Here is a 23,507-nt window from a genome sequence, read left to right as displayed (position 1 = left end):
ACTGAAGAGGTAGAAATGGATGCCCGGTCGTTGATTTCCATGATTTTCGAATTCAACAAGCCCGCCCCTACGCGATCTTGAGATACACCCGCTGGTCCCCAGTGCCAGCATTTAGATAGCCCGCGATCGGCTTCCACTGGAATTGCTTGCGCGCCTGAGCGTGCTCCGGAACGGCCACCACGGCCGGCCCCGTTGAGCAAGCAGCGCAGCCCAAAATGAATAAGGAAACTCCCCTGTGAGTGAATTGCACACGCACCAGCTTCTGACCGATGAGTCCGGCACGGAGACCATCGAGCCCGAAGAGACCATCATCTCGGACGAAAAGCCGCACGAGATTGCCGAGAAGACCTTTGCCGACTTCAATGTCCGTGCCGACATCGTGGAGTCCCTGGCCGACGCCGGCATCACGCACCCCTTCCCGATCCAGGCCATGACCCTGCCGGTCGCACTGGCAGGGCATGACATCATCGGCCAGGCCAAGACCGGTACTGGCAAGACCCTCGGCTTCGGCATCCCGGCGCTGCAGCGCGTCGTCGGCCGCGACGACGCCGGCTTCGACAAACTGGCCGTTCCCGGCGCCCCGCAGGCCCTGGTGATCGTGCCCACCCGCGAGCTCGCCGTCCAGGTAGCCAAAGACCTCGAAAACGCCGCCAAGAAGCGCAACGCCCGCATCGCTACCATCTACGGGGGCCGCGCTTACGAGCCGCAGGTCGAGGCGCTGCAGAACGGCGTCGAGGTTGTCGTCGGTACCCCCGGCCGCCTGATCGACCTCTTCAAGCAGAAGCACCTGAGCCTGAAGAACGTCAAGATCGTTATCCTCGACGAAGCCGACGAGATGCTGGACCTCGGGTTCCTGCCGGACGTCGAGACCCTGATCGCCGGCACGCCCGCGGTCCGCCAGACGCTCCTGTTCTCCGCCACCATGCCCGGCCCGGTCATCGCCATGGCCCGCCGCTACATGACCCAGCCGACACACATCCGCGCCGCGGACCCGGACGACGAGGGCCTGACCAAGCGCGATATCCGCCAGCTGATCTACCGTGCCCACAGCATGGACAAGGTGGAAGTGGTGGCCCGCATCCTGCAGGCCCGCGGACGCGGCCGGACCATCATCTTCACCAAGACCAAGCGCACCGCCGCGAAGGTGGCCGAGGAACTGGTGGACCGCGGTTTTGCTGCGGCCGCCATCCACGGTGACCTCGGGCAGGGCGCCCGCGAACAGGCGCTGCGCGCCTTCCGCAACAACAAGGTGGACGTCCTCGTTGCCACCGACGTCGCCGCCCGCGGCATCGACGTCGACGACGTCACCCACGTGATCAACTACCAGTGCGTCGAAGACGAGAAGATCTACCTGCACCGCGTGGGCCGCACCGGCCGTGCCGGCAACAAGGGCACCGCCGTGACCTTTGTCGACTGGGACGACATGCCGCGCTGGGGGCTCATCAACAAGGCCCTCGGCCTGAGCTACCCCGAGCCCGTGGAAACCTACTCATCCTCGCCCCACCTGTTCGAGGAACTCGACATCCCCGCAGGCACCAAGGGCCGGCTGCCGCGCGACAAGCGTGTGCTGGCCGGGGTCGACGCGGAGGTCCTCGAAGACCTCGGCGAGACCGGCAAGAAGAACTCGCGCACCAGCGCAAAGGACGGCGCAAAGGACGGCAGCCGCACGAGCAGCCGTGACGGCGCCCGTGAAGGCAGCCGCACGAGCAGCCGTGACGGCGCCCGCGAGGGCAGCCGCACCGGCGGACGTGACTCGCGCCGCAGCGGCACCGAAGCCGGCGGACGCTCCGGCGACCGCCGTCGCCGTCCCGCCGAGGCCGATGCCGCCACGGCGTCCACCGCGAACGGACAGGGACCGGAAGCTGCTGCCGCCGCGCCGGCGAAGGCCCCCACCGAGGTGGACCGGGCGACCCGTGCCCGGCGCCGGACCCGCACCCGCCGCCGCAACGGCGAGGTAGTGGCCGGCGGCGACGCACAGCCGAGCGGCGCCGAGGCCTAATCCCCTCCATGACTGACACCGTCTGGGCGCCGGACGGCAGCAACCTGGTGGTTCACGCGGACAACGCGGAATACCTCCCCACGCTGCCGGACGGCGCCTTCACACTGATTTACGTGGACCCGCCCTTCAACACCGGCCGGGTCCAGCGGCGCCAGGAAACCAGGATGGTGCTCAACGCCGGCGGCGAGGGTGACCGCGTCGGGTTCAAGGGCCGGTCCTACGACACCATCAAGGGCGCGCTGCACAAGTACGACGACGCGTTCAGCGACTACTGGTCCTTCCTCGAGCCCCGGCTCGTGGAAGCCTGGCGGCTCTTGGCCGACGACGGCACCCTGTACCTGCACCTGGACTACCGCGAGGTGCACTACGCAAAGGTCATGCTGGACGCGATCTTCGGCCGCGAATGCTTCCTGAACGAGATCATCTGGGCGTACGACTACGGTGCACGGGCCAAGTACCGCTGGCCCACCAAGCACGACAACATCCTCGTCTACGTCAAGAACCCGGCGAAGTACCACTTCGACAGCGCCGAGGTGGACCGTGAGCCCTACATGGCGCCCGGACTGGTGACCCCCGCCAAGCGCGAGCTCGGCAAGCTGCCCACGGACGTGTGGTGGCACACGATCGTTTCGCCGACCGGCAAGGAGAAAACCGGCTACCCGACGCAGAAGCCGGAGGGGCTGATCCGCCGCGTGGTTGCGGCCTCGAGCCGGCCGGGCGACTGGTGCCTGGACTTCTTCGCAGGTTCCGGCACGCTCGGGTCCGTGGCCGCGAAACTCGACCGCAGGTTCGTGTGCGTGGACCAGAACCAGCCGGCCATCGACGTGATGGCCAAACGCCTGGCCGCGCAGGCGCAGTTCACGTCTTTCCCAACCCTCTGACCCGCCGCCCTCACCACGCCCCGCCGTTCCCGCCCGTTGCGCTATCACTTGTGGCGGCTATTCGGGTCCTGGGGGGCCGCATAGGGACGCTAAGTGATAGCTCAACACGGGTCCAGGGTCTCAGCGGACTGGGTCTCAGCGCACCACGGACGAGCCCGTGCCCAGTTCCTCGATCCGGGCAAAGACTTCTGCGGAGGTCAGATTCTCGCCCAGCAGGTTCGGCTTTCCCGCGCCGTGGTAATCGGAGGACCCTGTGATCAGAAGGCCATAGCGTTCGGCGATGCGGCGCAGGAACGTCCGGCCCTCCTCGGGGTTGTCCCGGTGGTAGATTTCCAGGCCGGCCAGGCCGGCGTCGATCATCTCCCGGTAGGTCCCCTCCCCCACGATCCGGCCGCGGGCGGATGCCACTGGGTGGGCGAACACCGGGACGCCCCCGGCTGCACGGACCAGTTCGACGGCGAGCGCCGGCTCCGGCGCATAGTGCTGGACCCAGTAGCGCGAGCGTGCTGTGAGGATGGAACCAAAAGCCTCGGCCCGGTCTTCCACCACACCGGCCGCGACGAGCGCGTCGGCGATGTGGGGGCGACCCAGGGTGGCCCCCGGCGCGACGTGGTGAATCACGTCGTCCCATGTCAGCGGGTAGTCCTCCGACAAAAGGGTGACCATCTTCTGCGCCCTCGTGTGCCGGGCGTCCTTGGACTTGGTGATTTCCTCAAGCAGTCCGGGATGCGCGGGGTCGTGGAGGTAGCTGAGCAGGTGAACGCTGATGCCTTCCGCGGTGCGGCAGGAGATCTCCATCCCCGGGACCAGCGCGACCCCGGCTTTCCGGGCGGCGACGGCGGCCTCCGCCCACCCGGCAGTGGAATCGTGATCGGTCAGGGCGACGACGTCGAGGCCCGCGGCGGCGGCGGACTCCATGACGCCGGCCGGCGCCTGGGTGCCGTCGGAAACGTTGGAGTGCGCATGCAGGTCGATCCTCACCTCACCAGCCTAGTAGATGGCAGGATCCAAAGCCTCGGCCCCGTAGTGCCGGGGCCCGGCAGCGGCCCTGCAGCGCGAGCGCGCCGTTGGCCTAAGCCGCGGCGCTGGTGAGACTATGGGACGGTGAACGATGCAGATAACACCCTAGTCTCCGCTTCCCAGCCCCTCGAAGAGCGCGTCAACAACCGCTCGCAGCGGCCCAGCTCCGACGCCTTCAAGGCCTTCATGGCCAGCAACTGGGCGCCGGCCTCGCAACAGCTCCCCGAGCGGGATGCCGTCGCGGGCCACGCCGCAGGCCGGCGCCGCTCCATCTCAGGCCAGTTCAAAGGTGAACGCCTGGTCATCCCCGCCGGCCCGCTGAAGGTCCGCTCGAACGACTGCGACTACCGCTTCCGGCCGCACTCCGCCTTCGCGCACCTCACCGGCCTCGGCCTGGACCACGAACCTGATGCGGTCCTGATCCTGGAACCGGTCGCGGAGGGCACCGGCGACGACGGCGGAAACCACCACGCCACGCTGTACTTCCGCCCGTTGGCCGGCCGCGACACCGAGCAGTTCTACGCCGATTCCCGCTCCGGGGAGTTCTGGATCGGCGCACGCCCGACCCTGGCCGAGTTCAAGGCCAAGCTGGGACTGGACACGGCCGACATCGCCGAACTCGAACTCGCCATCACCAAGAATGTCGGTGCGCCGGAGATCGGCGGAATATCCATCAGGCTGGTCCGCAAGGTTGACGAGAACATTGATGCCCTCGTCGACACTGCCCGCTACAACACGGCCAAGGACCCCGACAACCTCGACCTGAGTGTGCTCGACGCCCTGGACGAGAAACTCACAGAGGCCCTCTCGGAACTGCGCCTGCTCAAGGACGAGTGGGAAATCGAACAGATGAAGATCGCCGTCGCCGCCACCGTGGCCGGCTTCACGGAGGTGGTCAAGGCGATCCCGCGGGCGCTGACCCACCACCGCGGCGAGCGCGTCGTGGAAGGGGCGTTCTTCGCCCGGGCCCGCGAGGAAGGCAACGAGCTCGGTTACGACACCATCGCCGCCTCCGGCAACAACGCCACCGTGCTGCACTGGACCCGGAACACCGGCAAGATCAACGCCGGCGAACTGCTGCTCCTGGACGCCGGAGTCGAGGCCGACTCCCTCTACACCGCGGACATCACCCGCACCCTGCCGGCCAACGGCAAGTTCTCCGAGGTCCAGCGCAAGGTCTACGAGGCAGTGCTCGACGCCGCCGACGCCGGCTTTGCCGCTGCCCAGCCGGGCACGAAGTTCCGGGACATCCACACCGCGGCCACCACGGTGCTGGCCGAGCGGCTCGCCGAATGGGGCCTCCTGCCCGTCTCCGTCGAGGAAGCCGTGAGCACCGAGGGCCAGCAGCACCGCCGGTGGATGCCGCACGGCACCAGCCACCACCTCGGCCTCGACGTCCACGACTGCGCCCAGGCGAAGCGGGAACTCTACCTCGACGGCGTGCTCACGCCCGGCATGGTGTTCACGATCGAACCCGGCCTGTACTTCAAGAACGAGGACATCGGCATCCCCGAGGAATACCGCGGCATCGGCGTCCGGATCGAGGACGACATTCTCATGACGGCCGACGGCCCGGTCAACCTCAGCGCCGCACTGCCGCGCAAGGCCGACGACGTCGAGTCCTGGATGGCGGGCATCTACCTGGAAGCGGACGGCCAGACGCCGTAGGTCAGCCAGGCAGTAAACAACAAGCAAAAAGGGAGCGTCCCGGCACCGGGACGCTCCCTTTTTGCTGCTATTTGCTGCTATTTGCTGCTGTTTCCTGCCTGAATCAGTGCTGCTGGCCGTCCTGGCCTGCCGCGGGCTTCTCGCTGTCCGTGACCCTGACCCCGTACTGCGGGCGGCCGTCCGGGAGATCCGGATAGCTCACCCCAGAAACCCGGCCGGCCGGGCGGGCCGCCGCCTCCTCAGCTGGGGCCGGTGCCGTCGGTGCGGGGCCTGCGGGGCCCTCCTGCTGGGGTGCACCGCCCTGGTACTGTCCGGCGGGGTCTGCGCCGGTCTCCGGCGTTCTCTGGCCGTACGGGTCGTTCCAGCCCGCGGGGCGCTGCGGCGCATGACTCTGCTGTCCCGGCTGCTGCGGGCCCGGCTGCTGCGGTGGCTGATGACGGTAGTCGTGCTGCGCGAAACCGCCGGCCGCGGCACCGGACGCGTCATGCGCCGTCATGGGCAGCTGGTGGAGCAGGCGCCGCGCTTCGCCGGCGGCCTCGAAGGAGACCACGACGTCGTAATTGGTCGCCACCACCTGGCTGGTTGAGGTGAAGTCACGCTTGCCGCGCTGCATGGCGTAGGTGACGATGCCAAACAGCATGAAGAACGCTGCACCCATCAGCACTGACGTCACAATCGAGAAATAACCGGGGGTTGTGGAGAAGAACGACAGCATGACGCCGACGAACAGGCCGAACCACATGCCGCTGAGGGCGCCGGAGAGGGCGACGCGGGGGTAGGTAAGCCGGCCGGTCACCCGCTCGACCATCTTCAGGTCATTGCCCACGATCGACACCATCTGCACGGGGAACTGCTGGTCAGCCAGGTAGTCCACCGCCTTCTGGGCATCCAGGTAGGAGTTGTAGGAACCGACAACGTCGCCTCTCGGGACGGTGCGTGCCTCGTCCGAGCCGTTGGGGGCACCGGCCCTGGGAGCACCAAAAATGTTTGACATATGCCCATTCTCACCCATCGGGCTGGTGTGCGGCTGGAAATTCAGCTAAAAGAGAGCAGACTCGGTAGCCTGTAGGGGTGAGCACGAATCTTTCGCGAGTGTTTGTCGCGCGCCTCCTCGGACTGGACGTCTTCGACCCATTGGGTGACCGTCTGGGTCGGCTGCGCGACGTCGTGGTGCTCTCCCGCGGAACCAGGGGCGCCCCGCACGTGGTGGGCATCGTCGTCGAGGTCCCCGGCAAGAAGCGCGTCTTCGTGCCGATGACCCGGATTACGTCCATAGACCAGACCCAGGTCATCTGCACCGGGCTGGTCAATCTTCGCCGTTTCGAACAGCGCGGCGCGGAAACCCTCGTGGTGGCCGAAATGTTCGACCGCCGGGTGACCCTTGCGGACGGCAGCGGCGACGCAACCATCGAGGACATCGCCATGGACCGGCACCGCTCCGGCGACTGGTTCGTCAGCAAGCTCTTCGTCCGCCGCGGCCACTCCCTCTCGCCCCTGAGCCGGCTGCGCCGCAATGAAACCCTCATCATCGACTGGGCCGATGCCCGGCAAGGCGCCAAGACCGAGCCCCAGGCCGCCACCCAGTTCGTGGCCACGCACGAGGACCTCAAGCCCGCCGACTTCGCCGAGGCCCTGCAGGAAATGAGCGACAAGCGCCGCTTCGAGGTTGCGAGCGAACTCCAGGACGAACGGCTCGCGGACGTCCTGCAGGAGATGCGCGAAGGTGATCAGGTGGAGATCCTCTCCGCCCTGGACGTCAACCGTGCCGCCGACGTCCTCGAGGAGATGGATCCGGACGACGCCGCCGACCTCCTCGCCGAACTCCCCAGCGCCCAGGCTGAAGAACTCCTGCAGTTGATGGAACCTGAAGGCGCCGAAGACGTCCGCCGCCTGCTCGAATACGACGAGGACACCGCCGGCGGGCTCATGACGCCCGTGCCGGTGATCCTGCCCCCGGAAGCAACCGTCGCCGAGGCACTCGCGCACGTACGCCGGGAGGAACTCTCCCCCGCCCTGGCGTCGTCGATCTTCGTCGCCCGGCCCCCGTTGGAGACGCCGACGGGACGATTCCTCGGCGTCGTCCATATCCAGCAGCTCCTGCGCTTTCCGCCGCCGGAGCCGCTGGGCAATCTGGTGGACAAAAGCCTGGAGCCGGTCTCCGACCAGGCCCACATCAGCGAGGTCGCCCGCGCGCTGGCAACGTACAACCTCAACTCGCTTCCAGTTGTCAACGATGACGGACGGCTTGTGGGGGCGGTGACTGTTGACGACGTGCTTGATCATCTGTTGCCGGACGACTGGCGCGCCCACGAGGACGATGCCCCGATAAGAAAGCTTGGAGGCCGCATTGGCTGATCCCACAGCACCACGGACCTCCAATGTCCGCCCTGGCGGCAGGACCACCGGCGGCCTCGACACGCCACTAAGCGGCCGGCAGCGTATCCTGCCCAACTTCCGTCCCGACCCGGACGCCTTCGGCCATGCCACGGAAGGCTTCGCCCGTTTCATGGGCACCCCCGCGTTCCTGATGTACATGACGGTGTTCTGCTTGTTCTGGCTGGGCTGGAACACGTGGGCGCCGGAGGAATGGCAGTTCGATTCACGGGCGCTGGGCTTCACGCTGCTGACCCTCATGCTGTCCCTGCAGGCCTCCTACGCCGCGCCCCTGCTGCTGCTGGCCCAGAACCGCCAGGACGACCGCGACAAGGTCTCGCTGCAGCAGGACCGCCAGCGGGCCGAGCGCAATCTCTCCGACACTGAATACCTGACCCGGGAACTTGCGTCCCTGCGCATCGCGCTGCGCGAGGTCGCCACCCGCGATTACGTCCGCGCCGAGCTCCGCAGCCTGCTGGAGGACATGCTGGAGGCCCAGGAGGAACTGCGCACCCACGATCCTTCCGCCGGCGCCCACGAGACCCCGCGGGAAAAGGTCAAGGAAAAGATGAAGGAGCGGCGCGACAAGCAGCGCAGCCCCCGGACCCAGCAAATCCCCCGGGTAAAAGCCGGCGGCAAGCGCGATGACCCGGCGAGGGACCGTGCCCAGGGCTCTTCGCAGGGCTCTTCGCAGGACCCGACAGGGAACCCTTCGGGGAAACTGCCGAACCCGTCGGCGAACCACTCCGGGGCCGCGGCCGATCCCACCCGCCAGCCCGCACACCGCACCATCCCCGAAAGCTGAGCATCGCCCGCATGAGCACCCCGCTGGAACAGGCAGTGCACGGCGCACTTGCCACCGTGATCGACCCTGAGCTCCGCCGCCCCATCACCGAGCTCGGCATGGTGGAGTCCGTTGAGATCGGCGACGGCGGCCGTGTGCGGATCGCGGTGCTGCTGACCATCGCGGGCTGCCCGCTGCGCGGAACCATCACGGCGGACACCGAGGCTGCCCTGTCCGCCGTCCCGGGCGTCACCGGCGTGGACGTGGACCTCAAAGTCATGACGCAGGTCCAGCGCGACGCCCTCAAGGAGCAGTTGCGGGGAGCCGGCGCCCAGCGCGGCATCCCGTTCAACGCGCCGGGCTCGCTGACCAAGGTGTACGCCGTCGCCAGCGGCAAGGGCGGCGTGGGCAAGTCCTCGGTCACGGTCAACCTGGCGTGCGCCCTGGCCGCCCAGGGGCTCCGTGTGGGGATCGTGGACGCGGATGTGTACGGTTTCTCCGTTCCGGCGCTGATGGGCATCACACAGGCCCCCACGCGGGTGGACGACATGATCCTGCCGCCCGTGGCCTACGGGGTCAAGGTCATCTCCATCGGCATGTTCGTCACCGGGAACCAGCCCGTGGCGTGGCGGGGCCCGATGCTGCACCGGGCGCTGGAGCAGTTCCTCACCGACGTCTACTTCGGCGACCTCGACGCCCTCTTCCTGGACCTGCCCCCCGGCACCGGCGACATCGCGATCTCCGTCGCCCAGCTGCTGCCCAAGGCGCAGATCCTCGTCGTGACCACCCCGCAGGCGGCCGCCGCGGATGTTGCCGAGCGGGCGGGTGCGATCGCCACCCAGACGGGCCAGACCGTGGCCGGCGTCGTGGAAAACATGTCCTACCTTGAAATGCCCGACGGCGGCAGGATGGAACTGTTCGGCAGCGGCGGCGGCGCCGTGCTCGCCGGGCGCCTCTCGGCCACTGTTGGTGAGGACGTGCCGCTGCTGGGCCAGATTCCGCTCGAAGTCCTGCTGCGTGAGGGTGGGGATTCCGGAGTGCCGCTGGTGCTGGGCCGTCCGGAGACGCCTGCGGCCCTGGCCTTGGCGGGGATCGCCGGCAGGCTGGCGTCGGTTCCCCGCGGCCTCAAGGGCATGCCGCTGGGTCTGCAGCCCCGCTGACAGCGGCCGGCCGCATCCCTGCGCAGGCACTGCGGCGGGCCCGCCGCGGGAAGTCCTAGGTCGCCTCTGAGTCGAAGGGTGCCGGTTCGCCCTCGGGCAGCCGCTCGAGCACCCGCTCGGGGCGGTGCGCGGCGACAGCAGTCGCGGCAGCGGCCGTGGAGACCGTTGCCGGTGCCCCGGCGCTCATCGGCTTGGTGTCATCGTCAAGGAGCGCTTCCTTGATGATCCGGCGGGGATCGTACTGGCGCGGATCGTACTTCTTCCAGTCGACCTCATCGATGTCGATGCCGACTTCTTCCTTGATCTGTTCCCGCGCACCTGACGCCATCCGGCGCACTTCCTTGACAATATTGGCAAGTTTTTGGGTGTATTCGGGCAGCCTGCTGGGACCAATCACCAGAAGGCCGATGATCAGCAGAAGTAAGAACTCCGGTCCATTGATTCCAAGCACTTTAGGAAGGTTACCCTCTCGCTCGGGCTGGCGACGATTCCGCGAAGTCCGTATGCCGGCCATGTCCGGCCCGTCCCTGCCTCACGGTGCCAGGTGCTCCAGGATTCGGCTCAATCCGCGCTCGATCCGTTCCGGAATTCCGTTGTGCGAGGCCGGCACGGGAGTGCGACTGCTGACCCGGGTCAGCGCGGCAACGCCGTCGTCCGCCTGCTCGGCCGGCAGGTCCGAAATGTACGTGTATGTCGCCGCCGACGTCTGGTAGATGGCCCGGTAGGGCGGGGCGGGGTTGACCCAAAGAAAGCCATACCCGGGTTCGGGGGCGGCCGACGGCGTGCCGGCCTTGGCCGGGATAAAGCCGTCAGCCACGGCGGCGTGTCCGGTCAGCACGTTGATGGGCGAATCTTCGGCCTGTGCGGGTGCGGGGGGCGCCGCGGGCGCCCGCGTCGAAGCGTGCTGTTCAAGGACCGTGGCGAAGTGCCGGCCATCCGTGAGGCGAAGTTCCAGGACCTCGTCCCCGGAGATGACGCCGGCACGGGCCCAGATGAGGTGGAATCCGAGCTCGCGCAGCTCCGGACATGTCCACCCCTGCGACCGGAACGCAGCAAGCTCACCGGTGTTCAGCGTCCCGGCAGGGGTGAAGTCGGGCTCGCCGCCGAGGCCGAACGCAACACGGGGCCCGGTTCCCTCAGCGCCGGGGACGCCGGATCCGCTGGCGTCGAACAGCTCCGTTGCACCGAGCGGCTCACCGCTGCCGGGCAGCCCGGGGGCATCCGGGTGGGCGAGGGTGGCAGTCCCTGCGCCCTCGGCGGGGACCGCGTCGTCGCCTCCCATGACGTACGCGGTGCCGGTCATGAGGGCCAAAGCGGCGACGGCTCCGCCGACAGCAAGCACCGGCAGGCGCGGGCCGCGGCGACGGGCGCCGTGTGGACCCGCGGCGGCGGCGCGACCGGCGACCGGTCCCGCGGTCCCTGGCCGGCCCGGCAGGGGGTGTCCTGCCGGGAACCGGTCCGAGGGCCACGGACGATGGCCTGCCCCGGCGGCGTCCGCCGCGCCCGGCCGTTCCGCTGGATCCAATACTTCCGCTGTGCCCGCCGGGTCGGGGCGTTCCGCCATGGCCCGTTCCGGAGCTGAAGGTGCCGAAGGTGTAGGAGCTGTAGCTGTAGCTGCAGGCACCGCAGCTTCCGGGGCTGTTTGTTCCCGCTCCGCTTCGGCTGTCCGTTCAGCCGCCGCCCGTTCCGCGGCCAGCTGACCGGTCCGTGCCAGGAGCCGTGCAGTCAGGTCCTCACTGGCCTCGGGCACGGCGGCGCCGCGGAGCTTCTCGAGGTACTGGCGTTCGCGCTGTTGCCGGGCGCGGCATTCGGCACACGATTCCACGTGATCGTGGCGGCCGGCGGCCCATTTCCGGGTAGCCCCGGGCCCGCCCCAGAACCTGCAGCCTGGTGCTCCCAGCAGCCGTCTCAGCAGACCCATTGACCGGTTCAGAGGAGGCCGGCGATGCGCGGCATCTTGAGCCGCGGCTTGAGGGACTGCTTGGCCGGCTGCGCCGGGCGCGGGTCGCGGTGCGCGAGCTTTTCACGGAGCATTGTCCGGCCGCGGTGAATCCGGGACCGGACGGTCCCGAGTTTGATGTCCAACGCGGCGGCGACTTCGTCGTAGGAGAGCCCTTCGAGGTCGCACAGCACGACGGCGGCGCGGAAGTCGGGCGGAAGTTCCTCGAGCGCTGCCTGGACATCGACGTCGAGGTTGTTGAATTCGAAGCTTTGCTCCGGCCCGGGCTCCCGGCCCGGCAGCCGCGACTCGGCGTCGTCGGCCAACGCATCAAAGCGGATCCGGCTCTTGCGCCGGGCCTGGTCCAGGAACAGGTTGGTGGTGATCCGGTGCAGCCAGCCATCGAGCGTGCCGGGCTTGAAGTTCTCGAGCGAACGGAAGACCCGCACGAACACCTCCTGGGTGAGGTCCTCGGCGTCGTACTTGTTTCCGGTCAGACGGTACGCAAGGCGGTAGACCTTGGCGGAGTGGTTCGTCACCACTTCCTCCCAGGTCGGCCGGACCCATTCGGCTTCCGCCGCGGTCCGGGACTGGCCGGTTGAATCTGTTGCCTCTGTTGCCGGGACAGGTGCCAGAATCGACATCGTCCACTCCCCTCGTGGATGGTACCTACGCCTGAATTGTGCCTGCTTGCACAGGTTCCTGCACCCTTCATTCGACGCCGATCACCACGCGGATGAGCGGATACCCATCATTTCAAAATAAGCTGGGAATTTCCTGATCCACCGCGGTCTTCCGCCGAAGGCAGAACGACCCCCTCCGGCCGGGGCCACGGTGCTGCCGCTTCCGCGTCCCGTCACGCCGGACACAGTACGCTGTAGGGAACACTCCCCTGCCGCCCAGAAAGCGATATCCCATGAGCGCCGATAAGTCCACGAGCTGGTCCTATGCAGAAGATCTGCCTGCCGAGGATGAGGTCCTGTTGCACGCGCGCGAACGGTCCTTCGAGCTTGGCGTGACCCCGATCGGCCCCGGCGTGGGCGCCGTGCTGACGGTGCTGGCGGCGGCGTCCAAGGCACAGACCGCCGTGGAGATCGGCACCGGCGCAGGCGTGTCCGGCGTGTGCATCCTGCGCGGGCTGGGTCCGCAGGCTGTCCTGACCACTATCGACGTCGACGTCGAACACCTCAAGGCAGCCCGCGAAGCGTTCCAGGAGGCCGGCAGCCCCGCCAACCGCACCCGCACCATTTCGGGCCGGGCCGGGGATGTCCTGCCCCGGCTTACGGACGGCGCCTATGATCTCGTCTTCATTGACGCGGACAAACCGAACTACCCCAGTTACGTCGAACAGGCCGTGCGGCTGCTCAAATCCGGCGGGCTGCTGATCGTCAACGATGCCCTCGACAAGGACCGGGTCGCGAACCCGGCCGCCCGGGAGGCCACCACCGTGGTGTTGCGCCAGATCGGCAAGTCCATCCGCGACGACGACCGTCTCGCTTCCGCCATGCTGCCCACCGGAGACGGCCTGCTGATCGCGGTGAAGAAGTAGCCGCCAGGATTCACTAGCCCGGGTGCAGGGGCGGGCCCTGACAGCAAAGGGCGGGGTCCGCAGCCTGGTGGCCGGGACCCCGCCCTGTTGCAAAGCTCTTGGCGTGACGCTATTCGGTGACGCCGACGAGGCATTCCTTGAGGTTCGTCGCCTCAGCGGCATTGAGTTCGACTACAAGCCGCCCCCCGCCTTCGAGCGGAACACGCATGATCAGGCTTCGTCCCTCTTTCGTCACTTCCATAGGGCCGTCGCCGGTGCGTGGTTTCATTGCCGCCATAAGGAATATCCCCTCCATTAGTCCCTGACATACCAGCCCGGCCGGGCTGCGTCCGCTTGGCCAATCAAGCCGTCCGGCAGCGCTCCAGGAGGCTGCCGTGACCGGCAAACTCACAAATAAACCGCTTACAAACTGTGTGCTTCTTGTCCTTGCTTATCCTCTATTATCGCGTAACAATCCGCCCGTAGCTAATCGTTGGACTTTCCAGCGCGTCCCGCCAGGCCGGGCCGGCACCGCCAAATGGTGCTGTGCGTCACGGCGGGTAGTCCCCTCCGCCCGGCAGTTGCGCCCACGCCCACAGCCACACAATCCAGACGACCTGCAGCAGCACGAACATGACCACCACGGTGCCGCGGTAGGCGCGGGAACGCGAGAGAAGGGCGGCGCTGAGGGCGAGCGGGAACAGCGGCAGCAGCATCCTGAACGTGCTGGTCTGGGGGTGCAGGAAGACCAGCAGGTAGCCCATATAGCAGCAGCACCAGAGCCTCAGCTCGGTGCCCAGGGCGACGACCGGCCGGGACATCATCAGCAGCGTGAACGCGGCAACGAACACGAAGGGAGCCAGCACGCCGAAAGTCGGCCCGAAGAGCATGATGCCGGCGTCGAACCATGGCTTGAACGGCACCAGGTCTTCGCCGCGCCATGCGGTTTCGGTCTTGGTGTAGGCGCCCGGATCGCCGGTCGCGGCCCAGGCGATGGCCGGCCACAGCAGGGCACCGATGCCGCTGACGGCGGTGAGCCCGCCCAGTGACCACAGCTCGGCTTTGCCGGGGAGGGCGAGGCCGTCGCGGCGTTGCACTGTGACGCCCTGTGTCGCGGGGCTCTGGTTCGCGGGGTGTTGTGCCGTGGCTTGTTGTGCCGTGGGGTGCTGCACAGTGCGGGTCTGCGCAGCACGGGTCTGCGCAGTACGGGTTTGCGCAGTGAGGCGCTGCCAGAGACGGTAGAGCAGCAACAGGCCCATCATCGCGGCAAACGGAACCCCGGTAGGCCGGGAAAGGCACATCAGGACCACAACGGGCATGGCCCACAGGTACCGGCGCTCCATGACAAGCAGCAGCGCGGCGCCGAGGAGCAGCAGGTTGAGGGATTCGGCGTAGGGCACCTGCAGCACCGGCGCCACCGGGAAAGCCGCTAGGAACACGGTCCCCCAGAGCGCCGTGCGGTGCGTGGCCCGGTGCCGGAAAATTCTGTACGCCACGAGGGCTGCACCCACTCCGGAGACCAGGGCGATGGCCGTCAGGGACCACGCCGGGCCCGTGCCTGTCAGCCCGGACACCACCCGGCCCAGCACGGGAAACAGGGGGTAGAAGGCCCACGTGTTCTCCTGGACGGTGCCGGCGTCGTCGGTCGGTAGGAGCGCCGGATACCCCGCCTGCAGCGCTTGGGCGTACCAGCGGGCATCCCAGATGTTGATGAAGTTCCAATAGTCGGGCTTGGCGGGAAACCACGGATTCACGCCCTGGTGCAGGGCGGCGGCCATGAAGATGCAGGCGCTGACCAGCCTGGCGGCGATGTAAAGTCCGGCCACCTGCGCCCACCAGGGCCACCGCGCCATCCTGGCGCCCGCGGCGGCGATGCGGCTCCACAGGGCCGCGTTCAACCCCTGGGGCTTCCGGGCCTCAGGCGCCGCGACGGTCTTCGGGTCTTCCACGCGGCTCACGGACGCTGTTCGGTCGGCGGACGGAGGCGCTCCAGTTCCTCCCCGAGTGCCTCGATCTCCTGGTCCTTGGCGGTGATCTGCTCCCGCAGGTCATCCAGGACCTGATCCACCTGGTCCATCCGGTAGCCGCGGAGTCCGACGGCGAAGCGCAGACGGTCAATGTCCGCCGCGGCCGCGCGCTCGGGCAACAGGACCGGCGGCAGGGATGCGACCGGCTCGTCGAAACCGTCGTCAAAGGAACCGCCCGCACCACCGTCCCGGCGGCGACGGAAGATTTTCGGTGCCAGGCCGGTGCCCAGGAGGACGGCGACGCCGATCAGCACAATCGCCAGGAAAACCAGGAAGAGACTCACTAGACCATCGTGCCAGAAGCCGGACGCCGGAGCGCTCAGGCGGACGGATCAGCCCCGCGTTCCCTTGATGTTTGCCGTGCCGGTCCCGTTGGTGGAGCCGCCGTTCGGGTTCCGGTGGCGGGCGGCGCCTTCCACGACCAGCTCGACGGCCCGCGCGGGGTCGTCCACCACCTGCACGAGGTCCAGGTCCTCGGCCGAGACCATTCCCTCCGCGACGAGAGTGTCCCGGACCCACTCGAGCAGGGGGCTCCAGAACGCGGTTCCCACCAGGACGATCGGGAAGGAAGTGACCTTGCGGGTTTGGACCAGGACCATGGCTTCGAAGAGCTCATCCAGGGTGCCGAGGCCGCCGGGGAGCACGATGAAGCCCTGGGCGTACTTGACGAACATGGTCTTGCGGGCGAAGAAGTACCGGAAGTTGATGCCCAGGTCCACCCACTGGTTCATGCCCTGTTCGAAGGGCAGTTCGATTCCGAGCCCCACGGAGACGCCGTTGCCCTGCACGGCGCCCATGTTGGCGGCCTCCATCGAGCCGGGGCCGCCGCCCGTAATCACGGCCAGTCCGGCCTCGGCCAGCCGGCGTCCGACCTCGACGCCGAGTTCGTAGTACGGGCTCCCCGGCACGGTGCGGGCGGAACCGAAGACGCTGACTGCCGGACCGAGATCGGCCAGCGCGCCGAATCCTTCCACGAACTCGCTTTGGATCCGCAGCACGCGCCAGGGGTCGGTGTGGACGAACTGTCCCGGCCCTTTGGTGTCCAGCAAGGTCTGGTCGGACATCGTGACCTTGGCGGCCTTGCGGCGCAGCTCAAGCGGACCCTTGTGGCGGATCCCGTTGGGCGCCGGTGTGCTCCGGGCCTCCCTTGCCGGCTTTCCGCCGGGATTCTGTTCCGGGTTCTGTTCGGGGTTTTGCTTGGGGCCGTGCTGCGGATCGGTACTCATGCCCATAGGCTAGCGCGGAACTCGGCCGCCGCCGCGTCGGCGCGTCGGCGCCGCACGGCCGCAGCCGCCTGCCGAGGCCGTATGCCGAGGTCAACGGCGAATGTCCGACGCAGTCCAGCAGGGGGCCTGACGTGCAGGTATCTCTTGAATCACGATCTGCACCAAAATGAGTGATTGCCGTCATATCTGGTCAATCTTCGCTAGATTCGTACTATGACTACTCAAGTGCCCGGCGATGCCCTCGTCTCCCTGAAGGCCGTGAACAAGCATTACGGCCAGCTGCACGTCCTGAAGGACATCAACCTGAACGTCCGCAAGGGTGAAGTTGTTGTTGTCATCGGCCCCTCGGGTTCCGGCAAGTCGACGCTCTGCCGCGCCATCAACCGCCTCGAGACCATCGACGACGGCGACATCAAGATCGATGGCAAGGAACTGCCCGAGGAGGGCAAGGAGCTGGCCAAGCTGCGCGCCGACGTCGGCATGGTCTTCCAGTCGTTCAATCTGTTCGCCCACAAGACCATTCTGGAAAACGTCACCCTCGGCCCCATCAAGGTCAAGGGCGTTGCCAAGTCCGAGGCCGACAAGGACGCCATGGCCCTCCTGGAGCGGGTCGGCGTCGGGCATCAGGCCCCCAAACTTCCGGCCCAGCTCTCCGGCGGCCAACAGCAGCGCGTTGCCATCGCCCGTGCCCTGGCCATGAAGCCCAAGGTGATGCTCTTCGATGAGCCCACCTCTGCCCTCGACCCGGAAATGATCAACGAGGTCCTGGACGTCATGGTCCAGCTCGCCAAAGAAGGCATGACGATGATCGTGGTCACCCACGAGATGGGCTTCGCCCGCAAGGCGGCCGACCGCGTCGTGTTCATGGCCGACGGCCAGATCGTTGAGGACGCGACCCCCGAGGAATTCTTCAACAACCCCAAGAGCAGCCGGGCCAAGGATTTCCTGTCCAAGCTGCTGACACACTGACCGACTACGTTTTCGCACCCTGGCTGCCGGACGGCGGCCGCCCAATGAAAGGAATGTCATGATGGCATTTTTGACCCGAAGGAAATCCCTTCTGGTTGCCGCTTCCGCAGCACTGGCACTCAGCCTGAGCGCCTGTGGCGGCAGCTCCTCCACGACCACCAACCCGCCCGTAGCCGAGAAGCCGAGCTTTCCTGCCGATTCCACCATGGCCAAGCTTGCATCCGCGGGCAAGATCACCATCGGCACCAAGTTCGACCAGCCGCTCTTCGGCCAGAAGGGCCTCGACGGCAAGCCCGTCGGCTTCGACGTCGAAATCGGCAAGCTGATGGCTGCCAAGCTGGGCATTCCGGCCGACAAGATCGAGTGGGTCGAAACTGTCTCCGCCAACCGCGAGCAGTTCCTCAAGCAGGGCAAGGTGGACATGATCGTCGCCACCTACACCATCAATGACAAGCGCAAGGCCGAAGTCGACTTCGCCGGACCGTACTACGAGGCCGGACAGGCGCTCATGGTGAACAAGGACAACAACTCCATCACCAAGCCCGAAGACGTCAAGGGCAAGAACGTCTGCTCCGTGACCGGCTCCACGCCAGCCTCGACGATCGTGGAGAAGTACGGAGCCGTCCTGGTTCCGGCCGCGACCTACTCAGCCTGCCTGGAACCGCTGCGGAACCACCAGGTTGAAGCCGTCACCACCGACAACGTCATCCTGGCCGGTTTCGTGTCCAAGGAACCGGACGCCTTCAAGCTGGCATCGGATCAGACCTTCACCAAGGAGCCTTACGGCATCGGCCTGAAGAAGGACGACACCGCCTTCCGCACGTGGGTCAATGACCAGCTGGAGGCCTCCGACAAGGACGGGTCCTACAAGAAGGCCTGGGAAGACACGGCCGGCACCGTCATCAAGACCACGCCCGCGCTTCCCACGATCGACCGCTACTAGCCGCCACTCCCGTCTTTCGCCTGGAATCCCCTCAACGCAGCTGAAGGAACTTATGGACGTCATTATTGAAAACCTCCCCCAGTATTGGGACGGTTTTCTCCGAACCCTTTTCCTGTCCCTGGTCTCGGGGATTATCGCCTTGGTCTTCGGCACCATCCTGGCTGCCGCCCGTGTCTCGCCCGTCGCCGCGCTGCGTGGCTTCAGCATGACGTACGTCGAGATCGTCCGGAACACCCCGCTGACCATCGCGTTCTTCTTCGCCGCAGTGGTTCTGCCCCGCCTCGGCGTTACGTTCCAGCAGTTCGAGGTCGCCGCCATCATCGCCCTGAGCGCCTACACCTCGGCCTTCATTGCCGAGGCCGTGCGCTCCGGCGTCAACAGCGTCCCGGTGGGCCAGGCGGAGGCCGCCCGCAGCATCGGCATGCAGTTCACCCAGGTGCTCTCGCTGATCATCCTGCCGCAGGCCCTGCGCACCGTGATCCCGCCGTTGATCAACATTCTGATTGCCCTGGTCAAGAACTCTTCTGTGGCCGGCGCGTTCTATGTGCTGGAACTCTTCGGCCAGGGCAAGCAACTGGCCAATGCCAACGGCGACGCCGTCATGTGGGTCCTGGTCGGCATCGCATTCTTCTACCTGCTGATAACCATCCCGCTTGGCTTCCTCGCCAGCGTCGTTGAACGAAAGGTGGCGATCGCACGATGAGCTCTGTTCTCTATGACGTCCCCGGCCCCAAAGCCCGCCGGGTCTCGCTGATCGGCTCCATCATCGGCGTGATCGTGATCGGTGGCCTCCTCGTCCTGGCAGTCGTGACCCTCGCCCAGCAGGGAATCTTCGACCCCAAACGCTGGGCGGTCTTCCAGCTTCCCGAGGTCTGGGCCCTGATCGCCGCCGGCATCGGCGCCACGCTGGCCGCCGCGGCCGTGTCGGCTGTGATTGCCTTCCCGCTGGGCCTGCTCCTGTGCCTGATGCGCATCTCGGACAACGCCTGGATCAGGGTGCCCACCCGGATCGTGCTGGAATTCCTGCGCGGCATGCCCGTCGTGCTCATGATGCTGTTCGTGCTGCTCGTCTTTGCCACCAGCTCGTTCATCGCCGTCGTGGCCGGCCTTGTCCTTTACAACTCGGCGATTTTCGCCGAGATCATCCGCGCCGGCGTCCAGTCGCTGCCCAAGGGTCAGCGTGAGGCCGGCCTGGCGATCGGCCTGACGAGCTTCCAGTGCCGGCTGACCATCGAGCTGCCGCAGGCCATCCGGCGCATGCTGCCGTCCCTGGTCGCGCAGCTCGTGGTGCTGCTGAAGGACACGTCGCTCGGCTACATCGTCGCCTACGGCGAGCTGCTCCGGGCCGTGCAGGTCATGGCGGACTTCCTGGGTCCGCAGTACCTGTTCCCGGTGTTCTTCGTGGCCGCGGCCATCTACATCGCGATCGACCTGGCGGTCTCCCGCCTGGCCATCTGGCTCGAACGCCGCGGTTCCAAGCGCGCCGCCGGCGGCGTGGCGCACGTGCCGGTCGCCGGTATTCCGGCCGCCAAGTAAGCCGTCCCGCCCACAAAGGGTCCGGAACCTCTCGGAGGTTCCGGACCCTTTGTGCGTTGCGCCTTGTTTCCTGCCTTGTTTCCTGGTCGTGGTGTCCTGGGCGTTGGTTCCTGGGCTTTGCTAGGCGCTCAGCCAGGTCCGCAGCGCCCGCAGGCATTCGCGGATGGCGTCCGCCTCGACGTGTTCGTTGTCCTTGTGCGCCAGCAGAGCATCGCCGGGTCCAAAGTTCACCGCGGGGATGCCCAGTTCACTGAAGCGTGCGACGTCGGTCCAGCCGTACTTGGGCTTCGGCTCCCCGCCGACGGCGGCGACGAAGGACGCCGCCGCGGGGTGGTGCAGGCCCGGCCGCGCGCCGGCCGCGCTGTCGGTGCGCACGACGTCGAATCCGTCCAGCAGTTCGCGCACGACGGCCTCGGCTCCGTCCGGGGTCTTGTCCGGCGCGAAGCGGTAGTTGATTTCCACGACGCATTTGTCCGGAATGACGTTTCCGGCCGTGCCGCCGTGGATCTTCACGGCGTTGAGGCTTTCGCGGTAGTCCAGGCCGTCAACCGTCACGGTCTGCGGCTCATACGCCGCCAGCCGGGCCAGGATCGGGGCCGCGGCGTGGATGGCATTGCTGCCCATCCAGGCCCGGGCCGAGTGGGCAGCCTCGCCGTTCGTGGTCACTTCGAAGCGGCTGGTGCCGTTGCAGCCGCCCTCCACCGTCCCGTCGGTCGGCTCGAGCAGGATCGCGAAGTCCCCGCCGAGCAGGGAGCCGTGATTGCGCACCAGACGGCCCAGGCCGCTCTTCACGGCCTCGACCTCCTCGTGGTCGTAGAAGACGAACGTGACGTCCTTGCCTGGTTCCGCCCCGCCGTCGAACATGGTGGCCGCCAGCGCCAGCTGCACGGCGACGCCGCCCTTCATGTCAGTGGCGCCGCGGCCGTAGAGGATCCCCTCTCCAGGGGCCCCGGAGGGCCAGTACGCCGGCACGGTCCCCAGCGAGCCCTCTGTGGTGGGCAACGGCACGGTGTCCAGGTGGCCGGCCAGGATGACGCGCTCGGCCCGGCCCAGGTTGGTGCGGGCGATGATCGAATCGCCGTCGCGGACCAGCTCCAGCTGCGGCAGCTGGCGGAGGGCATGTTCCACGGCGTCGGCCAGGACCCCCTCGTTGCCGGAGACGCTGTTGATGTCGATCAGGGCGGCCGTGAGCAGGGCGACGTCCTGGCGGAGGTCCAGATGGACCGGTGTGCGGACAGGGACGCTGGCGGTGGCACTGGCAGGGGTGCGCGGGTTCGTGGGGGTCACCGTTCCACCTTATCTGTTTGCCTCCCCGTCCCACCTGAGTCGCTGCAGGGGCCGTTTCCAGGCGTCAAGAGGTCCCTGCAGCGTGTCAATCGGGTTGTCATGAGTTTCAGCGCCCGACGGGCCTCTCGTTAGACTTGGGCCATGACTGAAACTGCTGCTTCCGCTGTGCCCGCCGACGCCCGTTCTGACGCCCGCTCTGCCTATGGCTACGGGGTGGCCACCGTCTCCACCCGCAACGGTGACGCCACCGTGCTGGACGTGTGGTTTCCGGCGCCCGCGCTCGGAGTCGCCGCGGAGCACCAGCGTGACGTGGAGAACGCGGACCAGTCGCTGATCGACATCGCCGCCAGCGGCATTGACCCGGACCGGGGCACAGAGCAGATCGTTGTCTTCGCCCAGATCAACCTGGATGCGGCACCCGCGGACACGGCGGACGCCTACCTTCGCCTGCACCTGCTCTCCCACCGGCTCGTCCAGCCCAACACCATCAACCTTGACGGCATCTTCGGCAAGCTTCCCAACGTGGTGTGGACCAACTTCGGCCCCGCAGCCGTGGAGGACTTCGAGCTGACCCGGGCGCGCCTGCGCAAGCGCGGCGCCGTCACGGTGTTCGGCGTGGACAAGTTCCCGCGCATGGTGGACTACGTCGTTCCCTCCGGCGTCCGGATCGCCGACGCCGACCGGGTCCGGCTCGGTGCGCACCTGGCCGAAGGCACCACGGTCATGCACGAGGGCTTCGTGAACTTCAATGCCGGAACTCTGGGTACCTCCATGGTCGAGGGCCGGATCTCGGCCGGCGTCATCACCGGCGACGGGTCCGACGTTGGCGGCGGGGCCTCGATCATGGGAACCCTCTCCGGCGGCGGCAAGGAAAAGATCTCCCTCGGCGAGCGGGTCCTCCTCGGCGCCAATTCCGGCGTGGGCATCAGCATCGGCGACGACTCGGTGGTGGAGGCAGGCCTCTACGTCACCGCCGGCACCCGTGTGCGCGTGATCGGCCCCAAGGACGCCGACGGCGAAGACACCAGCCGGATCGTCAAGGCCGTGGACCTTTCCGGCGTTCCGAACCTGCTCTTCCGCCGCAATTCCACCACTGGTGAGGTTGAGGTCCTCCCCCGCAAGGGCCAGACGGTGGAGCTCAACGAGGCCCTGCACGCCAACTGACCGCACCGGCTGGTACGGTATGGCGGGCGGCGAAGACCGCGCGGGCGGGGCCGACCCGCCCCGACGAAAAAGCCGATGACGCAGCCCGCAGGGGCCTGAGGGAGTATTTTCGTGGCACGACGAGGGAGCTGGCGGCGCCGGATTGTCCTTCTGCTGACCCTGGCGATGGTCGCGGGCGGCATCTACACCGCGGTGACGTTCCTGCAACGGTCGGAGACCTTGATCACCGAACGCTGCACGGCCACGGGAAGCGGCGGCGATGACCTCTCCACCGACCAGGCGGCCAACGCCTCCCTCATCACCGCCGTCGCGGTCCGGCGGGGACTTCCGGCCCGGGCCGCCAGCATCGCGCTGGCCACCTCGATGCAGGAATCAAAACTGCGCAACATCGGCCATGGCGACCAGGCCGGTCCCGACTCCCGAGGACTGTTCCAGCAGCGGCCGTCCCAGGGTTGGGGCACCACGGCGCAGGTGATGGACCCGTACCACGCCAGCAATGCGTTCTACGATGCCCTCGTCGAGGTTTCCGGGTACGAGTCGCTGGATATCACCGTTGCCGCCCAGCGCGTCCAGCGCTCGGCGTACCCGGAGGCCTACGCCCAGCATGAGGTGATGGCCCGCGCGTTCGCCTCCGCCCTGAGCGGGCAGACGCCCGCAGGCCTGGACTGCTCGCTGCGCTCCCCCGACGCCGCCGGGAATCCTGCCGCCGTCACCGCAGGGCTGACCGCTGCACTCGGGGACGTGACGGCGTCCACCGACGGCCGGACCCTGCTCGTGGAGGCCGAAGGAACCCAGGCCTGGGCTGTGGGCCAGTGGGCCGTGGCCAACGCCAAGGAGCTTGAAATCACCAGCGTGGAGGTCGAGGGCCGCGCCTGGAACCGGCAGTCCCGCGACGGCTGGCAGCCGGCCCAAGTCCCGGCCGGCCAGGTCAGGGTTACCGTCGCAGACGCCCCCGGCACCTGACCGCTACCGGGGGTCAGTTGGCAGCGGCTCAGTTGCCACC

Annotated in this window: 23 protein-coding genes; 13 read left to right on the top strand and 10 right to left on the bottom strand. The window is 67.5% G+C overall.

Translation table 11 applies throughout. From position 1 onward, the window contains the following. Window positions 1–235: 235 nt before the first annotated feature. Both AC1DGD_RS02535 and AC1DGD_RS02530 read left to right on the top strand, forming a co-directional pair. Complete coding sequence (locus tag AC1DGD_RS02535; RefSeq protein WP_476855773.1) at window positions 236–1,999, top strand: DEAD/DEAH box helicase; 1,764 nt, start codon at window positions 236–238, stop codon at window positions 1,997–1,999. 8 nt (window positions 2,000–2,007) lie between these two features. After that, on the top strand, window positions 2,008–2,880 hold the full coding sequence (locus AC1DGD_RS02530; protein ID WP_223913905.1) for a DNA-methyltransferase: 873 nt from the start codon (window positions 2,008–2,010) through the stop codon (window positions 2,878–2,880). Window positions 2,881–3,015: 135 nt separating this feature from the next. Here AC1DGD_RS02530 and AC1DGD_RS02525 read toward each other — a convergent pair whose 3' ends face one another. Further along, complete coding sequence (locus tag AC1DGD_RS02525; protein ID WP_230008367.1) at window positions 3,016–3,861, bottom strand: PHP domain-containing protein; 846 nt, start codon at window positions 3,859–3,861, stop codon at window positions 3,016–3,018. A gap of 123 nt (window positions 3,862–3,984) precedes the next feature. On the opposite strand from AC1DGD_RS02525, the gene AC1DGD_RS02520 reads away from it, so the two are divergent. Next, window positions 3,985–5,568, top strand: a complete 1,584-nt coding sequence (locus tag AC1DGD_RS02520; RefSeq protein WP_476850358.1) for an aminopeptidase P family protein — start codon at window positions 3,985–3,987, stop codon at window positions 5,566–5,568. A gap of 103 nt (window positions 5,569–5,671) precedes the next feature. Here AC1DGD_RS02520 and AC1DGD_RS02515 read toward each other — a convergent pair whose 3' ends face one another. After that, on the bottom strand, window positions 5,672–6,562 hold the full coding sequence (locus tag AC1DGD_RS02515; protein WP_476855772.1) for a YflT domain-containing protein: 891 nt from the start codon (window positions 6,560–6,562) through the stop codon (window positions 5,672–5,674). A 77-nt stretch (window positions 6,563–6,639) separates the two neighbouring features. Here AC1DGD_RS02515 and AC1DGD_RS02510 point away from each other — a divergent pair, with 77 nt between their 5' ends. From AC1DGD_RS02510 to AC1DGD_RS02500, 3 genes are read left to right on the top strand one after another with little or no spacing between them, the layout of a single operon-like run. Beyond that, complete coding sequence (locus AC1DGD_RS02510; RefSeq protein WP_028275668.1) at window positions 6,640–7,923, top strand: magnesium transporter MgtE N-terminal domain-containing protein; 1,284 nt, start codon at window positions 6,640–6,642, stop codon at window positions 7,921–7,923. Next, window positions 7,904–8,746: a DUF1003 domain-containing protein gene (locus AC1DGD_RS02505; RefSeq protein ID WP_476855771.1), complete on the top strand. Its 843-nt coding sequence runs from the start codon at window positions 7,904–7,906 to the stop codon at window positions 8,744–8,746. The genes AC1DGD_RS02510 and AC1DGD_RS02505 overlap by 20 nt, the downstream gene beginning before the upstream one ends. 11 nt (window positions 8,747–8,757) lie before the next feature. Further along, window positions 8,758–9,885: an Mrp/NBP35 family ATP-binding protein gene (locus AC1DGD_RS02500; RefSeq protein WP_476855770.1), complete on the top strand. Its 1,128-nt coding sequence runs from the start codon at window positions 8,758–8,760 to the stop codon at window positions 9,883–9,885. Between the two features lie 55 nt (window positions 9,886–9,940). On the opposite strand, the gene AC1DGD_RS02495 is transcribed toward AC1DGD_RS02500, so the two are convergent. The 3 genes from AC1DGD_RS02495 to sigE all read right to left on the bottom strand — a co-directional run bounded on the left by AC1DGD_RS02495 (window position 9,941) and on the right by sigE (window position 12,468). Next, the gene (locus AC1DGD_RS02495) at window positions 9,941–10,336 is read right to left on the bottom strand and encodes a twin-arginine translocase TatA/TatE family subunit (RefSeq protein WP_230008673.1); all 396 of its coding nucleotides are present in this window, start codon (window positions 10,334–10,336) and stop codon (window positions 9,941–9,943) included. Between the two features lie 81 nt (window positions 10,337–10,417). Next, window positions 10,418–11,806, bottom strand: a complete 1,389-nt coding sequence (locus AC1DGD_RS02490) for a hypothetical protein (RefSeq protein ID WP_476855769.1) — start codon at window positions 11,804–11,806, stop codon at window positions 10,418–10,420. An 8-nt stretch (window positions 11,807–11,814) separates the two neighbouring features. Further along, entirely contained in the window at window positions 11,815–12,468 is a 654-nt protein-coding gene (sigE, locus tag AC1DGD_RS02485; RefSeq protein ID WP_079550334.1) for an RNA polymerase sigma factor SigE, read from the bottom strand. 272 nt (window positions 12,469–12,740) lie between these two features. Here sigE and AC1DGD_RS02480 point away from each other — a divergent pair, with 272 nt between their 5' ends. Beyond that, complete coding sequence (locus AC1DGD_RS02480; protein WP_018773821.1) at window positions 12,741–13,373, top strand: O-methyltransferase; 633 nt, start codon at window positions 12,741–12,743, stop codon at window positions 13,371–13,373. A gap of 109 nt (window positions 13,374–13,482) precedes the next feature. Here the strand turns inward: AC1DGD_RS02480 and AC1DGD_RS02475 are convergent, their stop codons facing one another. From AC1DGD_RS02475 to AC1DGD_RS02460, 4 genes are all read right to left on the bottom strand, one after another. Further along, on the bottom strand, window positions 13,483–13,650 hold the full coding sequence (locus AC1DGD_RS02475) for a DUF3117 domain-containing protein (protein WP_079550332.1): 168 nt from the start codon (window positions 13,648–13,650) through the stop codon (window positions 13,483–13,485). Window positions 13,651–13,903: 253 nt separating this feature from the next. Then, a complete protein-coding gene (locus tag AC1DGD_RS02470; RefSeq protein ID WP_476855768.1) occupies window positions 13,904–15,310 on the bottom strand; it encodes a hypothetical protein in 1,407 nt (468 codons plus the stop codon). Then, window positions 15,307–15,663 carry a DivIVA domain-containing protein gene (locus AC1DGD_RS02465; RefSeq protein WP_476855767.1) on the bottom strand — a complete coding sequence of 119 codons (357 nt, stop codon included), beginning with the start codon at window positions 15,661–15,663 and terminating at the stop codon, window positions 15,307–15,309. Before AC1DGD_RS02465 ends, AC1DGD_RS02470 begins: the two co-directional genes overlap by 4 nt. 48 nt (window positions 15,664–15,711) lie before the next feature. After that, a complete protein-coding gene (locus tag AC1DGD_RS02460; protein WP_476855766.1) occupies window positions 15,712–16,605 on the bottom strand; it encodes an LOG family protein in 894 nt (297 codons plus the stop codon). Between the two features lie 213 nt (window positions 16,606–16,818). On the opposite strand from AC1DGD_RS02460, the gene AC1DGD_RS02455 reads away from it, so the two are divergent. Genes AC1DGD_RS02455 through AC1DGD_RS02440 form a run of 4 tightly spaced genes read left to right on the top strand, consistent with a single transcriptional unit; the run spans window position 16,819 to window position 20,053 of the window. Further along, window positions 16,819–17,574 (top strand): amino acid ABC transporter ATP-binding protein, encoded by a 756-nt coding sequence (locus AC1DGD_RS02455; RefSeq protein ID WP_028275678.1) that lies wholly within the window; start codon window positions 16,819–16,821, stop codon window positions 17,572–17,574. Window positions 17,575–17,632: 58 nt separating this feature from the next. Then, window positions 17,633–18,517 (top strand): glutamate ABC transporter substrate-binding protein, encoded by an 885-nt coding sequence (locus AC1DGD_RS02450; protein WP_028275679.1) that lies wholly within the window; start codon window positions 17,633–17,635, stop codon window positions 18,515–18,517. A 52-nt stretch (window positions 18,518–18,569) separates the two neighbouring features. Further along, window positions 18,570–19,220, top strand: coding sequence for an amino acid ABC transporter permease (locus AC1DGD_RS02445; protein WP_223913898.1), 651 nt, complete (start codon window positions 18,570–18,572; stop codon window positions 19,218–19,220). After that, window positions 19,217–20,053: an amino acid ABC transporter permease gene (locus AC1DGD_RS02440; RefSeq protein ID WP_223913897.1), complete on the top strand. Its 837-nt coding sequence runs from the start codon at window positions 19,217–19,219 to the stop codon at window positions 20,051–20,053. The genes AC1DGD_RS02445 and AC1DGD_RS02440 overlap by 4 nt, the downstream gene beginning before the upstream one ends. Window positions 20,054–20,173: 120 nt before the next feature. Here the strand turns inward: AC1DGD_RS02440 and dapE are convergent, their stop codons facing one another. Next, window positions 20,174–21,271: a succinyl-diaminopimelate desuccinylase gene (gene dapE / locus AC1DGD_RS02435; RefSeq protein WP_476850372.1), complete on the bottom strand. Its 1,098-nt coding sequence runs from the start codon at window positions 21,269–21,271 to the stop codon at window positions 20,174–20,176. Window positions 21,272–21,481: 210 nt separating this feature from the next. On the opposite strand from dapE, the gene dapD reads away from it, so the two are divergent. Next, the gene (gene dapD, locus AC1DGD_RS02430; RefSeq protein ID WP_476855765.1) at window positions 21,482–22,504 is read left to right on the top strand and encodes a 2,3,4,5-tetrahydropyridine-2,6-dicarboxylate N-succinyltransferase; all 1,023 of its coding nucleotides are present in this window, start codon (window positions 21,482–21,484) and stop codon (window positions 22,502–22,504) included. Window positions 22,505–22,615: 111 nt separating this feature from the next. Next, entirely contained in the window at window positions 22,616–23,467 is an 852-nt protein-coding gene (locus AC1DGD_RS02425; protein WP_476855764.1) for a hypothetical protein, read from the top strand. Window positions 23,468–23,507: the final 40 nt, after the last annotated feature.

Source organism: Arthrobacter sp. 05T45 (assembly GCF_056395875.1).
The sequence above is the reverse complement of the archived record's forward strand: the minus strand, read 5'-3'. Positions and strand labels throughout refer to the sequence as shown.

Coding starts and splice junctions, on each gene's coding strand:
- AC1DGD_RS02530 (WP_223913905.1), top strand. CDS start 2,008: ATGACTGACACCGTCTGGGCGCCGGACGGCAGCAACCTGGTGGTTCAC.
- AC1DGD_RS02515 (WP_476855772.1), bottom strand. CDS start 6,562: ATGTCAAACATTTTTGGTGCTCCCAGGGCCGGTGCCCCCAACGGCTCG.
- AC1DGD_RS02500 (WP_476855770.1), top strand. CDS start 8,758: ATGAGCACCCCGCTGGAACAGGCAGTGCACGGCGCACTTGCCACCGTG.
- AC1DGD_RS02490 (WP_476855769.1), bottom strand. CDS start 11,806: ATGGGTCTGCTGAGACGGCTGCTGGGAGCACCAGGCTGCAGGTTCTGG.
- sigE (WP_079550334.1), bottom strand. CDS start 12,468: ATGTCGATTCTGGCACCTGTCCCGGCAACAGAGGCAACAGATTCAACC.
- AC1DGD_RS02480 (WP_018773821.1), top strand. CDS start 12,741: ATGAGCGCCGATAAGTCCACGAGCTGGTCCTATGCAGAAGATCTGCCT.
- AC1DGD_RS02475 (WP_079550332.1), bottom strand. CDS start 13,650: ATGGCGGCAATGAAACCACGCACCGGCGACGGCCCTATGGAAGTGACG.
- AC1DGD_RS02460 (WP_476855766.1), bottom strand. CDS start 16,605: ATGAGTACCGATCCGCAGCACGGCCCCAAGCAAAACCCCGAACAGAAC.
- AC1DGD_RS02455 (WP_028275678.1), top strand. CDS start 16,819: ATGACTACTCAAGTGCCCGGCGATGCCCTCGTCTCCCTGAAGGCCGTG.
- AC1DGD_RS02450 (WP_028275679.1), top strand. CDS start 17,633: ATGATGGCATTTTTGACCCGAAGGAAATCCCTTCTGGTTGCCGCTTCC.
- AC1DGD_RS02445 (WP_223913898.1), top strand. CDS start 18,570: ATGGACGTCATTATTGAAAACCTCCCCCAGTATTGGGACGGTTTTCTC.
- AC1DGD_RS02440 (WP_223913897.1), top strand. CDS start 19,217: ATGAGCTCTGTTCTCTATGACGTCCCCGGCCCCAAAGCCCGCCGGGTC.
- dapD (WP_476855765.1), top strand. CDS start 21,482: ATGACTGAAACTGCTGCTTCCGCTGTGCCCGCCGACGCCCGTTCTGAC.